The organism is Nitrosospira sp. Nsp13 (assembly GCF_900101945.1).
In the GTDB taxonomy this organism is placed as follows: domain Bacteria; phylum Pseudomonadota; class Gammaproteobacteria; order Burkholderiales; family Nitrosomonadaceae; genus Nitrosospira; species Nitrosospira multiformis_D.
On record NZ_FMVD01000001.1, the window covers coordinates 226,978 to 242,177 of the forward strand.

Consider the following 15,200-nt stretch of genomic DNA (forward strand, 5'->3'; position numbering starts at 1 on the left):
TTACCCATTCGACCCATTCCATCCATCCAAAGGATCGGAATAAAATCATGAGCACTTTCAAAGAAAAGGTTTGGGGTAACGCAAATGCCTGACCGGTTTGCGGTATGGATGACTCTGGTGATGACACCCCTGATCCTGGGCTGCGCCCAAATCAAATCCTTCACGGTGGCGCCGAGTACCATTTGTCCCGGCGAGACCGTCAGGGTTGACTGGCTTACCTCGGGCGATGCGGGCAATGCAACATTGGATTCGGTTCCGGTACTGGCGGGCGCAGGGGAGGTACCCGAGGAAGGATCGCGGTTCTTTACCCCCGCACAAAGTACGCGTTTCATACTCAAGGTTCCGGGTGTGCTCAAGAACGCTCAGCGCGAGTGGGATGTGCAGGTAGCCCCGGAGCAGAGTTCCAGGCTGCTGGGAGGCATTGCCCAATGTGGCGGCGAACCTCAATCGGTATCGGCTTCATTTACGATTCAGCGTGAGGACTCTTCAACACGTATTCGCGCCATATTGATCACGAATAGCTACCCCCGGTCGTTATCGATCAGCAAAGACGGCATGGAAATTGATATTCCACCAAACGGCACAACCGATGGCTTCAAAAACGTATCCATGATTGGAACCTGGATAGTTCGTAGTCCCGTCGGCCCTGATGAAGCATGCGATAACGCACTCCGAGCGGTTGCGCGCAGGTTGACTATCAAAATACAGATGGCCTGCAAGGAGTAATCCATGGCGATTCTTGATCAGATTGAGACCATTGTGATCGTGATGCTGGAGAACCGTTCTTTCGACCATATGCTTGGTCATCTCAGCATGGCCCGGTTCGGCAATCGAAAAGATGTCAGGGGCCTAGTCGATCCCGAAGCAAATCTGGACTATACGAACTTCCTCGATGGTCAGGGTTACCAGCCCTTCGAGTTGAAGGATGGACCCCTGCTGCACGATCTGCCCCATAGTAGACCTCTCGTGGCGGCTCAGTTAGGGACGCCTAGCGCTCCCTTCACCATGAGCGGTTTTGCCGAGGCATACTATCGTGCCAGCGGAAGCAAGGTAAACGATCCGCCGCCGATGGGTTTTCTGTCGCCTGCCGATGCATCCATGTCAAGTTTTCTGGCGGCGCAATATGCCGTGTGCGACAACTGGTTTGCGCCGCTGCCAACGGATACCCAGCCAAACCGTTCGGTGGCTTACACAGGCTATTCCCTGATCGAAGACACGAAACCGCGTCCTATTCCCACCATCAAGGGAAGCTTCATTTTCGAGTGGCTGAAAGCTCATAGCATCAGTTGGCGTGTGTATCACTGCGGAATATCGTTCTTCACGCTGTTTGATCGGTTTGATGAAGTGCTGGGGCCCAACTTTCGCAGCTTCAGACAATTTCCGGGAGATTTTGAGTCCGAATCGGTATCGGAGATGCCAAAAGTCATGTTCATCGAGCCTGAATATAGCGATTCGCCTGTCCATTTCGGCTGGACCGCCAACGACAATCATCCGCCCACACCTGTCGGTCCCGGTGAAAATTTTCTGCGTGATATTTACAGGCTGCTGACCAGGGATGCCGCCAAATGGAATCGTACGCTGCTGATTGCCACGCATGATGAACATGGAGGGTTCTTCGATCATGTTCCGCCGCTGACGATTCCCGCCCCGGTGCCGCCTGGTGCGCTTTTCTCGACGGGATTCGAGAGTACCGGCCCCAGGGTTCCGGCGCTCATCGCATCACCATGGATCGCGCCTGGCACCGTATGCAAGGGCGCGATGGACCATACCTCGATATTGCAGTTGCTGTCCGAGAAATTCGCGGGCACCCCGGACTATAATGACGAAGTCAAGCGGCGTAGAAAATTGGGGATACAGAGTGTGTCGCAAGTACTGGCTCAGCCACTCGCCCAGCCGAGAACCGATATCCCGCCCCCACCACAGGATATTATTTCAAGTTCGGTCGTGATGGCGCCGTCGACGGAGCCGCAGACCGATAGTCAGCAGGCTTTTACCGAGGCGGCGAAGAAATTATTGAAGTATGACCGCACGCGCGCACTTGAGAAGTATCCGGAACTCGTGCATATGCCGGAAGAATAATATTTCCGACATATGCGATCGTCATTCAGACTCTGGCAGGCCGTTAGCCAAGGGCTTTCGCGATGCGCCGTAATGCATTTTCCAGGTTGGTCATATGGGTGGCGAAGGAAAGCCGGATATAGCCTTCGCTGCCGAAGGCCGACCCAGGCACCACCGCCACACCGCTGTGTTCCAGCAGATATTCGCTGAAAGCGATATCCGTGGAATCATTAATCACCCCTTTGGCATGCAATCCGCTGATGGCTTCCCGGACATCGGCAAAAGCATAAAATGCGCCTTCAGACAACAGGCATACGACACCAGGGATGGCATTGAGTGCGCCGGTTATGAACTGATTACGTTCCTTGAACGCCTCCACCATGGGTACAATACAGGACTGATCGCCATTAAGCGCCACTTCCGCGGCGACCTGTGAAATGGAGGCGGGGTTGGAAGTGCTTTGGGACTGGATATTTTCCATGGCGGTAATGATATGCGCCGGGCCGCCGCAATAGCCAATGCGCCAGCCGGTCATGGCGTAAGCCTTGGATACGCCATTAAGCACGATGGTGCGGTCATGCAGGGCAGGGCAGGCATTGAGGATATTCACGAATTTTTCGCCCGAAAGCAGAATATGTTCGTACATGTCATCGGTGGCAATCAGGATATTGGGATATTTCAGCAGAACTTCACCCAGCGCTTTAAGCTCGTCGAATGTATAAACACCACCGGAAGGATTGCTGGGACTGTTGATAACGAACATTCGGGTTTTGGGCGTGATGGCTTTTTCAAGTTGCGCCGCGGTTATTTTAAAACCCTGTTCGATACCGGCTTCGACAATCACCGGCTTGCCTTCGGCGATCAGAACGATGTCAGGATAGGAAACCCAGTAAGGCGCGGGAATGATGACCTCGTCGCCGGGATTGATGACTGAAAGCGTCAGATTGAAAAAGCTTTGCTTGCCGCCGCACGAAACCAGAATTTGCTTCGCGGAATAGTCAAAATTATTGTCGCGCTTGAATTTGGCGATAATGGCATTTTTCAGGCCGGGAGTGCCGCCCACCGCCGTATATTTGGTGAAACCTTTGTTAATGGCGGCAATGGCCGCATCCTTGATATGTTGAGGGGTGTCGAAATCCGGTTCTCCGGCACCAAGTCCGATGATATCCTTTCCTTCTGCCTTGAGCCGGGCGGCCCGGGCGGTGACGGCAAGGGTGGGGGAGGGCTTGATGGCCTGAACGCGCTTTGAGAGTTCCACGATAATGTCCTTAGTGTCCTTGCACTGATGCGGGTTGTGTCTGCATGATAATATAGATGGATAATCAAAAAATATTGGACCGGGCATTATACCTGTGATCGTTACCTTCCCCAATAGCCCTTACAAGCTGCATCAATCGTTCACGCCCGCTGGCGATCAACCTGAAGCCATCGACAAGCTGGTGGAGGGGATAGAGGATGGCCTCGCGTTCCAGACGCTGCTGGGGGTGACAGGTTCCGGCAAAACTTTCACGATGGCCAATGTGATAGCACGGCTTGGCCGTCCCGCGATCATCATGGCGCCGAATAAAACGCTGGCGGCCCAGCTTTATGCCGAGATGCGCGAGTTTTTCCCTGAGAATGCCATCGAGTACTTTGTATCCTACTACGATTATTATCAGCCGGAAGCCTATGTTCCTTCGCGCGACCTGTTTATCGAGAAGGATTCCAGCATTAATGAGCATATCGAGCAAATGCGCCTGTCCGCGACCAAGGCGCTGCTTGAGCGGGATGACGCCATAATTGTTGCCACCGTATCATGCATATACGGTATTGGCGACCCGGTGGATTATCATGGCATGATTCTGCATCTGCGCGAAAATGAAAAAATCACCCAGCGCGAGGCCATACAGCGCCTGATCGAAATGCAGTATGAGCGCAATGAGTTTGAATTCGGCCGTGGAACCTTCAGGGTGAGGGGCGACGTGCTCGACATATTTCCGGCGGAAAGCTCGGAAACTGCGGTGCGGGTATCGCTGTTTGACGATATCGTTGAAAGCATGATGCTGTTCGATCCGCTCACCGGGCGCACGTTGAAGCAAGTGTCGCGTTATACGGTTTATCCCTCCAGTCACTATGTAACGCCCAGAAGTACCACGTTGCGTGCCATCGAGACTATCAAGGAAGAACTGAGGGAGCGCATCGATTTTTTTCAGCAAAATCATAGGCTGGTGGAGTTGCAGCGTATCGAACAACGTACCCGCTTTGATCTGGAAATGCTCAATGAACTGGGGTTCTGCAAGGGTATCGAAAACTACTCGCGGCATCTTTCGGGGAAAAAACCGGGGCAGCCGCCGCCTACCCTGATAGATTATCTTCGCTCCGATACGCTGATGGTGATCGACGAGAGCCATGTGACCATTCCACAGACAGGCGGAATGTACAAGGGGGATCGGTCCCGCAAGGAAAACCTGGTGGAATATGGTTTCCGCCTTCCTTCCGCGCTGGATAACCGCCCGCTACGGTTCGACGAGTTCAGGCAAATGATGCCGCAAACGGTATTTGTCTCCGCAACCCCTGCGGAGTTCGAGCGGGTTCACAGCGGCCAGGTGGTGGAACAGGTGGTGCGTCCCACCGGCCTGGTGGACCCGCAGATCGAGATTCGCCCCGCAACTACCCAGGTCGACAACCTGATGTCGGAAGTCAGTCTGCGCACGGCCAAGGGCGAACGGGTGCTGGTGACGACGCTGACCAAGCGCATGGCGGAGGATTTGACCGATTATTTTTCCGATCATGGCATCAAGGTGCGCTACCTTCATTCCGACATCGATACGGTGGAGCGGGTGGAGATCATTCGCGACCTTCGGCTGGGAAAATTCGATGTCCTGGTGGGTATCAATCTGCTGCGTGAAGGATTGGACATTCCGGAAGTGTCGCTGGTGGCGATACTGGATGCCGATAAGGAAGGCTTTCTGCGTTCGGAACGTTCACTGATCCAGACAATAGGTCGGGCGGCGCGCCATATCAATGGCACCGCGCTTCTCTACGCCGATAGGATTACCGATTCCATGCGTCGCGCCATGGATGAAACCGAGCGCCGGCGCAATAAACAAATCCTGTTTAACCTCGAGCATGGCATTACGCCGCGAAGCGTGCACAAACGTGTCAAGGATTTGATCGATGGCGTTTATAACATTGAAACCGCGCAGCAACATCTAAAGGCGGCGCAGGTACAAGCCCGTTATGATTCCATGAGCGAGGTGCAACTGGCAAAAGAAATCAAGCTACTGGAAAAGCAGATGCTGGATGCCGCAAAAAATCTTGAATTCGAGCAAGCAGCTCAATATCGTGATGAGTTAAAAAGGTTAAAAAACAAGCTGTTCGTGGGATTTGTTGAACCTGAACCTGAGGTAAGCCGGGAAAAGACAGCGCCCCTCAAGAAGAGGGCGCTTAAATAACATAAAAATCAAGCATATAAACTTGAATATTAAGGTTAATTCTTATTTAACAATTGTCGCGGAATTGACGAAAATAATTTGATCGAAGGTACGATTCAGTGTGCTGCTTTTGAAATTTTTCATGACCAGACTTTGCTCGAACCGTACATGATCACCCACTTTTACCCGGGTAGTGGGCGCTGCAATCCAGAACCGTTTTTCGGTGGTGGCCAACTCCATGTAGGTATAGCCTGGCGCATCCAGGGTGGAGAGGACCTTGCCCTCATTGCTTGGCATTCCCGCTGCCACCGTTGTTGCACTGGTGTTCGCTTTCTCGGCAGCTGCGTGTAAAGGGCTTGCCAGCGCAATTCCGATAGAGAAAGCGACTGCAAAATAAGATATTTTCAAAACCGCCTCCGATAGGGGTAAATTTTCCAGACGGCATGATACACCTCAATTCCCTGAAGTTCCAATCGAAAATACCGGGTATAAATACTGAGCGTGTTGCTGGTAAAATCAAGATAATTCAATATTAGAGCATGGAGGGCTGGATCATGGAATTTGAATGGAAAGTAGTTGATGAACACCATCAGGAGGTATTTGTAGAGAAGCATATCAGAGGCCTGTTTATAGAAAAGCATGTCAGAGGTCTGCTATGGGTTACATCTGCTGGTTTCTCATTCTGGCATAGTTATCCTAACCCGGCGGTGGATCTCTCTCATGTAAAGAGTATTGACGAAGCAAAGAAAGTCGTGGAGACCGCGCTTTGTTTAGAGGAGTACTCGGCTCCCTCAGCTAACGACGGGCATTAAGGCTGCTGACACCCGAACGGGGCTCATAGGGTTAAGGTTTTCCAGTCCAGGGATCCGTTTGGGAATCTGTCCGGGAGCTAGTCCGGGAATCAGTTCCAGGAACACTCCGGGGATCAAAGACAAAAATGGAGGGTGCCGACCCGTCCAGGAATGTCGATGAGCCTGGTACGGTACGTTGCATCACGGTCACGCCCGGGCCCAGAAACGATTCCGTGGCAGGTTGTGCAGATTGTTGCGGGGATTGCCCGGCGCTGAGACCCGCCGGTTTATTTTTCTGTGCGCAGATCGCTGCGCCTTCCTCTGCACTCCTGCCCGCTTTTTGCTCCGCGGCTTCACAGGCCAGCGTTTGATAAACCGGCATGAATTTCGATGCTTCTGCGTAACGGCCGGTTTTCATCAGTTCTTGCACGTGAAGCTGGGCATCCCTGAATTTGCTTTGAGCATCTGGCGATTGATAAATTGGATTCGTTTCCTGGGCCTGTGCAGTGGCCGCAATCAGCGCCACGAAGATAGCCGCAATGATAAATTTCACGTCTTCTCCTTCTTATAAGAGGGGCTTGGCTCTAATCCCAGGAGCCATTGCCGATAGTTCTTGATAATTAGAATATTTATCCCGAAATATAGCTTAATCTTACTCTATTGGCAGATCTGCGTGGGGGAACGTGATTGCCAATTGCTAATGCCTTCTCACATTGCCGATTATCCCAAATCCGGCAATTGATCGCCATCTTTAGGTTAAGATTATGACTCACAATAGTTTTCTTGTCTTACTCGACCTTCATCTTTGATTGATGCGCGTATCGCTGCAAAAACCGTCACATAAAATTCACGTGGAATGAGTGCGCGATAAGATTATTTCCAGAAAACATATCCTTCCGCTTATTCGACGTATGGTAATGAGACGGAATTTTCGGCGGTTTTGGCTTATCCATCCCTAATAGCTGATCAGGCACATCAGGGCGAGCATTTCCGCGCCGGGAAAGAGCAAAATGAATACGCCGCAGGTAGCGAGCTCTGTAAATGAAAAACGGGAACCTGGGTTCCCGTTCCGGAGTGTTTCTTCCTGAATTAATTCATGGAAGCTTTACGGCGACGGCTTATTGCACCTATCAGCCCAAGACCCGCCAGTAGCATGGCATAGGTTTCTGGTTCGGGCACAGGTGCGGCATATATGAAATCATCCATGGCAACGACATCAATCACGTTATCCGGGCCAAAAGGGGCGCCATCATTGACTCCTGCACCCAGTGCCGTGTTTCCGCTGGTGATCTGGACATGCGAAATGATTGCGCCTTCGGTGAAGGATACCCCCAGGAATGACAAGCTCTCGGAGTCAACTGTGCCAACGGGCACATTGAAAACCCCCAGTGAAGCATTAGCAGCGTCGAAAAACTCAATCTTCGTTGAACTGGTCAGATCGACATCCGTAAATACCGACCCGAAGCCCGAAACCAGCGCAGGGGTAGTAGTGCCTGGTAAAAAGAACGAAACATCCACGACATTGCTACCCACGCCAGTAAAGAGGCGCTGCGAACTAAAAACTCGAAAATCTGATGAGTAAGTGGGATTGATATTATCGAATTCAACAGGGGCTATTCCGCTATTCGCACTCACCTGAACACCTGTCCCAGGCGCAGGCGTCGAAAACTCCGCGCCGCGCGGCGAATTGGAATTGAAGAAATTTCCCGGCAGGTTATTCGGGGCCGAAGAGCCGTCTGGCACCCCATCCCAATTTATTTCACGGCGCAAACCTCCAAACGAGCCATTCGGACCCGCCACGGTGCCGCCACCCAAATCGACACGGAATTGATCGCGGACACCGGTGATTGATGCGGGCGTAGAGTCGCCCCCGACTGAACGGACAATTGGCGTAGCTCCTGCAAGTGACGGCAACCCTAACGATACTGCCGACAAAGCTCCTAAAATCAGTTTCATTTGCATTTTCCCATCTCCCGAGAACGAAAAAGTAATTGCTGCAATTTGTTATCTACCGTTGCCGCAGTACAAAACCAGCCACAGCGTTATATGACGATACTCTTTATCCTGAGACGTTCGGTGCGCTATCTAACATAGATAGGGAATCGATGTGGATGGGCGGCGAATTGGGTACGAAGAGGAAAGCTAGGATTGAAACGGTTGGGGTGATTTGCTTTGAAACGGCGTAAAAGAGGCCCGGCAAGGAGTAGTTGGCCTGTGCCGGGCCAGTGGTATCTACTACAAGAGGGAGAAAAAAGCAGATACCAGTATGAATTATCTTCTCCCTTGATCCTGACTTCTGTACGGAGCCACACATAAAACGTATTTATCTTGCTTGATGGTCATGCGTACATTAAAACGAAATCATTTGCAGCCAGGCCAGCTGTTTCGTATAACTCAATATTTTCCCGATCCTGACTACCGGAAGCGGATGAACCGATCAAATTGACAGAGTCCCGGCATATTTAATTTGCGCATAATGTATATTATGTTAAATAGACGATAAATGGAGGCAAGCCAGCGCTGCAATCTTTTTGCATTATTCCTTCTTCTCTTCCGTAAATGCGGGCCACTTCGCAAACGCAATAACCCACAGCAGGATCAGGATACCTCCAGGGATGAGTGCGAGTAATGAAAATACGGGCTTGAAACCTGCCCGGGCGAAAATTCTCCAAAATGGCACGACAATAAAAATTGCGGCTCCTATCAGCCAAGGTACGATCTCAAATTCATCCATGTAACCTCCTGAAATAGATTGATGTTCGACAGTTATTAGCCAAGTGGAACATGTTAACGAGAATTGTCGGGCCGACTTCTTTTATATTCATACGTGAGAATGTGGACTGCATCCCTTTTTCTTTCCACAAAAAATATTAGATCGCCGGCCAGATCTTGCGCATCATGCTGTGCCCGCTTCAGTCGTTGCAAGACAGGCAGAAATCATCGGTCTGTTATGATGGACGGTAGCGAGCCAATAATATCATCCTGCTCATGCCGCATAAAAGGTCAAGAGGATACCGGGCTGACCGGGTGCTGTGCTTTATGTTTTAACGGGAACTGCGGCTATTATCGCTTGAAGGTAGCGGCCAGTTCTAATGCCCGGGTTCTTGTGCGTTGCGCGAGTGATGGTTATCGTTACGAAGACTCCCCTCCCTCCAGCGCGAATATTCCTTCTTATTCTTCTCCTTCATGAATCATCCTACAGTCAAGCGATATCTGCCTTGGGTCGTCGCTACCGCGTTATTCATGGAGCAACTGGACTCGACCATTGTCAATACCGCGATTCCTGCCATGGCGGCTAGTCTGCACGCAACGCCGCTGAGTCTAAAGGCTGTTGTTGCCAGTTATATTCTGAGCCTGGCCGTCTGTATCCCGGTGAGCGGCTGGATGGCCGACCGTTACGGAACACGGCGGGTATTCAGCATTGCCGTCATCATTTTTACATTATCGTCCATTTTATGCGGGTTGGCTGTCAATGTGCCTATGCTGATAGCGGCGCGCATTTTGCAAGGAATGGGTGCCGCCATGATGCTGCCCGTGGGAAAACTCGCCATCATACGAACCTTTCCCAAGTCCGAGCTGCTGATGGCGATGAATTTCGTAATCATACCGGCTCTGATTGGTCCGTTGCTGGGTCCTACGGTGGGCGGTCTTATCGTGCACTGGCTATCGTGGCGGGAAATATTCTTTATTAACGTTCCTGTTGGCCTGACGGCGCTTTATCTTATACATCGGCACATGCCGGATTACCGTGGTGACACGCCTCGCCCGCTGGATTTCATCGGTTTGGCTTTGTTTGGCAGTGGTGCAGCGCTCCTTTCGTGGCTGCTGGAAATATTCGGCGAGCACGAGATCGGCATGACTCCAGCCATTATTCTATTGCTCATTTCCCTGAGCTTGCTGGTTGCTTACGGCTGGCATGCCAACCATACGGCTTACCCATTGCTGCGGCTGACTCTATTTCGGGTACGCACGTTTCGCGTTGCGGTGGTCGGAGGTTTCATCACGCGTTTGGGTGTGGGCGGCCTTCCCTTCCTGCTGCCCCTGCTCTATCAGCTAGGCCTGGGCCTGCCCGCCTGGCAGTCGGGCCTTCTGATGATGCCTACCGCGGCCGCGGCCATGGGAATGAAACTCCTGTCAGGTCCGATATTGAGACGGTATGGGTACCGGCGGGTGCTGATTCTGAACACCGTAATGATGGGACTTACGATAAGCTTTTTTTCATTAGTGGATGCGGCCACCCCCATGGCATTGATCGTGGTTCTGGGATTGGCACAAGGCTTCTTCAACTCTCTTCAGTTTTCCAGCATGAATTCCATGGCCTATGCGGATATTGAAACATCAGACTCAAGCATGGCGAGCACCATTTCAAGCTCGCTACAACAAATGTCGTTGAGTTTTGGGCTTGCTTGCGGGTCGCTAATTACCAGCTGGTACCTGGGTGGATTACCACAAACCGACCACCTGGCCGTGACGAATGCGCTGCATTATGCATTTTTAACGCTAGGGGGACTCACCATTCTGTCATCCCTTTCATTCTGGACGCTGCATTCTCGAGATGGCGAGAGTGTCAGCAAGGGGAACTTGCAAGACGTGCAATAGGTTGAACACAATGTGCCTGCATGGGATTGGCTGATAATAGAAACACTTCAGGTTTTATTGAGGCATTCGCAGGAGAGTGAGCGCCTCGTCCGGACCCGGCTTTATCCACTCTTTTCCGCTTCATTGAGAGAGAAAGAGCTTCTCCCCAATTTCTCCACTTTGTTCCGTGCGCGAATATCGTGCATGTCTTTTTCGCGCACATCATATTTCAAGGATAATAACGGTGTTGACTCTGCAAACCAGGATCCCATTTTTTTCATGCACCTTTCAATTATCATTCCAGCTTTTAATGAAGAGCGTCTGATTGAATGCTGCCTACAATCCATTTCTGCATCACTCACCGCAAATGACAGGCCCGGTTTTACGTCCGAGATCATTGTGGTGGATAACAACTCCACCGATACCACGGCTGAACTGGCAAGGCAGGCAGGTGCCCAGGTCGTTTTTGAGCCAATCAACCAGATCGGCCGGGCACGTAATGCCGGCGCAGCAGTGGCGGCGGGCGACTGGTTGCTGTTTGTGGATGGCGACAGTATTTTAAGCCCCGGATTGCTTGCCGATATCTTGCAGCTGATTGAAGATGGCAGGAGTGTGGGTTGTGGCAGCACGGTAAAGATGCACGGGTTGCCATGGTGGGCACACTGGATGCTGCAACTGTGGACACGCGTATCGATTCTGTGTCGCTGGGCGGCAGGTGCACTGGTGGTGTGCCGCAGCGACGCGTTTCGGGATGTCGGGGGGTTCAATCAGGAACTCTACGCTGCCGACGAAATAGGTCTGAGTCAGCAATTAAAAAAGTGGGGGCGGCGACGCGGCCTTCAATTTGTTATCCTGACTAGGCATCCACTGGATACATCGTCGCGCAAGGTGCAACTTTACTCCGCGCGAGAGATGGCCAGTCAAATTCTGCGCGTTATCCTGCATCCACGCCGGTCCCTGCAGGATAGGACGCAGTTACCCATCTGGTATGACGGACGGCGCTAAGCTGATACGTGGTTTGCTCCGGCTATAATCGTCTCTTGTTAGCTCAATCCCCAGATCCCCAGATTCCTCAATCCCTTAAAGCGGCGCAAGCCAAACCATAGAGCAGCACCGCCAGAAGAATCACTGCGGCAAAACCCAGGTGAATAGCCAGCAAGGTGGCGAGGACAGCTCCTATCACCGAGGCAAAACCATTGATTGCCCATGCCCAGGGAATGGCGTCTTGCGCTGTGTGTGCGAGCCGCATCATACCCGTGGGAAAAGGGATTCCCATGCATACCGCCAGGGGTGCGATCAGCGCGATGGAAATAACTATTTTTACCGCATCGGGCAAATGGATGAGCGCCTGAAACACGTCTGGCAAGGCGACAAGGTAGAGTACTGCCAGGGCGCCCATTATCATTACCGCCAAGGTAACATTGCGGCTGCCGGCCATCCTGCTCTGCCACCGCTGGGCAAGCCAGCTCCCCGCGGCGGCGAACACCAGAAATGCGCATAACACGACCGCTACGGCATACAGGGGGTGAGCCAGAAACAGCACAAATTTCTGGATGAATGCGATTTCCATGAACATGAAGGCCAGGCCGATGGCAAGAAAATACAGTACCACCCGCGTGGTGGGTAATGTGTGGCGGCAACGCGACACCGCAAGTGGCATCAGAATAAGAAGGATACTTGCCACAAACGCTTGTCCCAGCGTTGCCACCAGCAGCGGATAGCTCCAGTCGAGCAGCGCCATACCGCCCTGCTCGCGCAGGGCAAATAATTCAGCGGCGGCGTTCCATTTGAATAAGCGGAAAAAATAAGGTCGATCATCTGTCGCCGGCTCGATATAGAATTTGTACCGGTCGAGAAATGCTTGCCGCTCCGTACCCAGCAGCGCAACCGCGCCCTCGAAGAAATAGGGCTGCACCAGCAAGTTGTAATGGTTCGCCTCGTCAGCGCGCATCCCGGGGTAGTAAGCCAGATCGAAAGACCGTGCACGGCTGAATTCCTTGATTGCTGCGATTTCGTTCGATGTGAAATCGCTGTTCTTCACCAGCAGCGTGACGGTTTTCCAGCCACGTATCATTGCTAGCCGCGCGGCGGGTTCGGATACACCGGCCCGTTCCAACGCAGTTACTGCTGTGGCAAACAGTTTCAGCGAATCGCGCGGCGGCAGGTTGAGCCAGCGAGTGACAGCCAGCATGCCGCCCGGAGTCAGACGGTTCAGATAGGTCTCCAATGCCTCAACCGTATAGAGATAGCTTTCGCTGAGGCCGTACAGTCCAGCGGAGGCAACACCAAATGAATCCAGCAGCGCCACCTGGATCAGGTCATAACGGTCATGGCTGATATTGACGAATCCACGCGCCTCGCCTTCATGCACACGTACGCCGGGCCGGGTGTAGGGGTCCCCGGCAAAATCATGAAAGCGGTGCTGAAGCAGATCGATGACATTGCGGTCAAGCTCCACGGCATCGATCTTGCTGGCGCCGTGATAAAGCGCCTGCAATACATCACTGCCCGCCCCTGCCCCCAGCACCAGCACGTGCGGCTGATCGTGCGGCTGCTCCAGCACATGATAAGGCAACGCCGAGGTAAGCTGGTCGAGATAGGCCAACGGCGCGAGATCGCCGTCAAATCGCGTGATGACCGCCGGACCGTTTCCGTCCACGAACACCGCCAATTGCGGTGGCGGTTCATCCGTGGCGTTGAAGCTCATTCCCGGCGCATGACGGAACGGAATTCGACTGCTTTCCACCACCGTAATCTGCCCTAGCGGACTGGAACGCTCCTCGATCACCCGCATTCCGGTAATATTCAAGGTCTGGCTCAAATCCTTGTAAAGGGAGGGTTGCGTCAGCAGCCAGTTGCCGGGCAGCGCCACAGGCGCCAGTATAGCCAGCCCAAAAAATATCTTCGCCATCCATTTCGGCCTCATTTGCAGCTCGATGACGGCCATGGCGGCGGCCAGCAAAGCCAGCGTCGTGAGGATGATCAGCACCTTGTGGGGCGGCACGATATAGAGCAGGCCGATAACGCCCAGGCTGCCCACCCCCGCACCAAAAATGTCGAATGCATAGATGCGTCCCGCGTTATCGCCGAAGTACCATAAGACCAGACCTATGCACAGTCCGCCGAAAAAGAAGGGCAACATCATCAGCAGATAAATGACGAGCAGTTTGGCGGGCTGGGTGCTATCCCACAGCAGTTCGAGTGGATTGAAGGGAACTTGTTGCGCCAGCAGAAACGCCATGGGCATCAGAAAGGCCATCCCTGCGGCGGCGATGAGATACACCGCACCGACGTGGGGCGCAATTTTTTCCTTGAGTAAGGTTAGCGCCGTACCACTTGCCCCAAAGCCCAGCATTGCCGCGCTGATGATCATATAGGCGAAGTGATGCCATAGCACGATACTGAATAAGCGTGTCAGCAGTACCTCATACGCCAGCAGGCAACCGGAGAGCAGCCCAATGGCAAAAAACGGCGGCTTCAGTATTGGCATAACCCCAGGCTACCAAGGTTCCAGATACCCGTCTAATGACCGCCAGTGAGCGGAACGAACGCCACCGGCGTAATTTGACGGCTGGTGATCGAACCATCCATATGTTTCTCCACCAGCATTAAATACTGGGTCATGAATTGTGCACCGAGCGGAATCACCATACGGCCACCTGGTTTGAGTTGTTTGATCAGAGGTGGTGGGACATGGCTCGAGGCGGCGGTCACCATGATGGCATCGAACGGAGCCGCTTCCGGCCAGCCATAGTAGCCGTCGCTCAGCCTTACTTTTACATTGCCGTAGCCAAGAGATTTCAACCGCTCGGCCGCTTCTTTTTCCAGTGGTTCAATAATTTCGATGCTGTACACCGATTCGGTTATTTCCGCCAGAACAGCGGCCTGATAGCCTGAACCGGTGCCGATTTCAAGCACCCTGTCGCCAGCCTTGACCTTTATCAGGCTGGTCATCAGTGCCACGATGACTGGCTGCGAAATCGTCTGGCCATGGCCGATGGGAAGCGGGCGATTGAGATAGGCAAACGCAGTCAGCCAGTTGGGCACGAAGCGATGCCGGGGTACCTTTTCCATCGCCGCCATAACGCCGGGGCTGAGCGTGAAACCATCGTTGGCGGCTATATCAGCCAATACTTCTTCCATCATTTTATGGCGTTTCGCGTCGAACTCCTCGCCATACGATGGAAAGGCGCAACAGAGATAAAGGAATGTGCCCAGAATGAAGTGCTTCATGTCTTCATTAAAGCAAATTCCTGGCGTGATGCCAGGAATCTCTGAATAATTCCATATCCGCCAGTTGATCGCTCATTTTCTTGCCGGGGGCTATGATTTACGAAAACTTAAAGGGAAATTAAAGTAC

Annotated in this window: 13 protein-coding genes; 6 read left to right on the plus strand and 7 right to left on the minus strand. The window is 52.7% G+C overall.

Going from position 1 to position 15,200, the window contains the following annotated elements:
- Positions 1-84 precede the first annotated feature (84 nt).
- On the plus strand, positions 85-726 hold the full coding sequence (locus BLO43_RS01085) for a hypothetical protein (RefSeq protein WP_090905220.1): 642 nt from the start codon (positions 85-87) through the stop codon (positions 724-726).
- Between the two features lie 3 nt (positions 727-729).
- The gene (locus tag BLO43_RS01090) at positions 730-2,079 is read left to right on the plus strand and encodes an alkaline phosphatase family protein (protein WP_090905223.1); all 1,350 of its coding nucleotides are present in this window, start codon (positions 730-732) and stop codon (positions 2,077-2,079) included.
- Between the two features lie 43 nt (positions 2,080-2,122).
- Here the strand turns inward: BLO43_RS01090 and BLO43_RS01095 are convergent, their stop codons facing one another.
- Complete coding sequence (locus tag BLO43_RS01095) at positions 2,123-3,316, minus strand: pyridoxal phosphate-dependent aminotransferase (RefSeq protein ID WP_090905819.1); 1,194 nt, start codon at positions 3,314-3,316, stop codon at positions 2,123-2,125.
- Positions 3,317-3,410: 94 nt separating this feature from the next.
- Here BLO43_RS01095 and uvrB point away from each other — a divergent pair, with 94 nt between their 5' ends.
- Positions 3,411-5,492: an excinuclease ABC subunit UvrB gene (uvrB, locus tag BLO43_RS01100; protein ID WP_090905225.1), complete on the plus strand. Its 2,082-nt coding sequence runs from the start codon at positions 3,411-3,413 to the stop codon at positions 5,490-5,492.
- 42 nt (positions 5,493-5,534) lie between these two features.
- Here uvrB and BLO43_RS01105 read toward each other — a convergent pair whose 3' ends face one another.
- Entirely contained in the window at positions 5,535-5,879 is a 345-nt protein-coding gene (locus BLO43_RS01105) for an NrfJ-related protein (RefSeq protein WP_175443810.1), read from the minus strand.
- Between the two features lie 146 nt (positions 5,880-6,025).
- On the opposite strand from BLO43_RS01105, the gene BLO43_RS16280 reads away from it, so the two are divergent.
- Entirely contained in the window at positions 6,026-6,283 is a 258-nt protein-coding gene (locus BLO43_RS16280) for a hypothetical protein (protein ID WP_107797661.1), read from the plus strand.
- 31 nt (positions 6,284-6,314) lie between these two features.
- Here BLO43_RS16280 and BLO43_RS01115 read toward each other — a convergent pair whose 3' ends face one another.
- The 3 genes from BLO43_RS01115 to BLO43_RS01125 form a co-directional block, all read right to left on the minus strand.
- On the minus strand, positions 6,315-6,815 hold the full coding sequence (locus BLO43_RS01115; protein ID WP_090905231.1) for a hypothetical protein: 501 nt from the start codon (positions 6,813-6,815) through the stop codon (positions 6,315-6,317).
- Positions 6,816-7,351: 536 nt separating this feature from the next.
- Positions 7,352-8,218, minus strand: coding sequence for a PEP-CTERM sorting domain-containing protein (locus BLO43_RS16965; protein WP_090905820.1), 867 nt, complete (start codon positions 8,216-8,218; stop codon positions 7,352-7,354).
- Positions 8,219-8,798: 580 nt separating this feature from the next.
- Complete coding sequence (locus BLO43_RS01125) at positions 8,799-8,996, minus strand: hypothetical protein (RefSeq protein ID WP_090905233.1); 198 nt, start codon at positions 8,994-8,996, stop codon at positions 8,799-8,801.
- Between the two features lie 452 nt (positions 8,997-9,448).
- Between BLO43_RS01125 and BLO43_RS01130 the strand changes: the two genes are divergently transcribed.
- On the plus strand, positions 9,449-10,861 hold the full coding sequence (locus tag BLO43_RS01130; RefSeq protein ID WP_090905235.1) for a DHA2 family efflux MFS transporter permease subunit: 1,413 nt from the start codon (positions 9,449-9,451) through the stop codon (positions 10,859-10,861).
- Positions 10,862-11,119: 258 nt separating this feature from the next.
- A complete protein-coding gene (locus tag BLO43_RS01135) occupies positions 11,120-11,845 on the plus strand; it encodes a glycosyltransferase (protein ID WP_090905237.1) in 726 nt (241 codons plus the stop codon).
- 67 nt (positions 11,846-11,912) lie between these two features.
- On the opposite strand, the gene BLO43_RS01140 is transcribed toward BLO43_RS01135, so the two are convergent.
- Together BLO43_RS01140 and BLO43_RS01145 are read right to left on the minus strand one after the other, a co-directional pair.
- Positions 11,913-14,330 (minus strand): spermine/spermidine synthase domain-containing protein, encoded by a 2,418-nt coding sequence (locus BLO43_RS01140; protein WP_090905239.1) that lies wholly within the window; start codon positions 14,328-14,330, stop codon positions 11,913-11,915.
- A 32-nt stretch (positions 14,331-14,362) separates the two neighbouring features.
- Positions 14,363-15,073 (minus strand): protein-L-isoaspartate(D-aspartate) O-methyltransferase, encoded by a 711-nt coding sequence (locus tag BLO43_RS01145; protein WP_090905242.1) that lies wholly within the window; start codon positions 15,071-15,073, stop codon positions 14,363-14,365.
- Between the last annotated feature and the right edge of the window lie 127 nt (positions 15,074-15,200).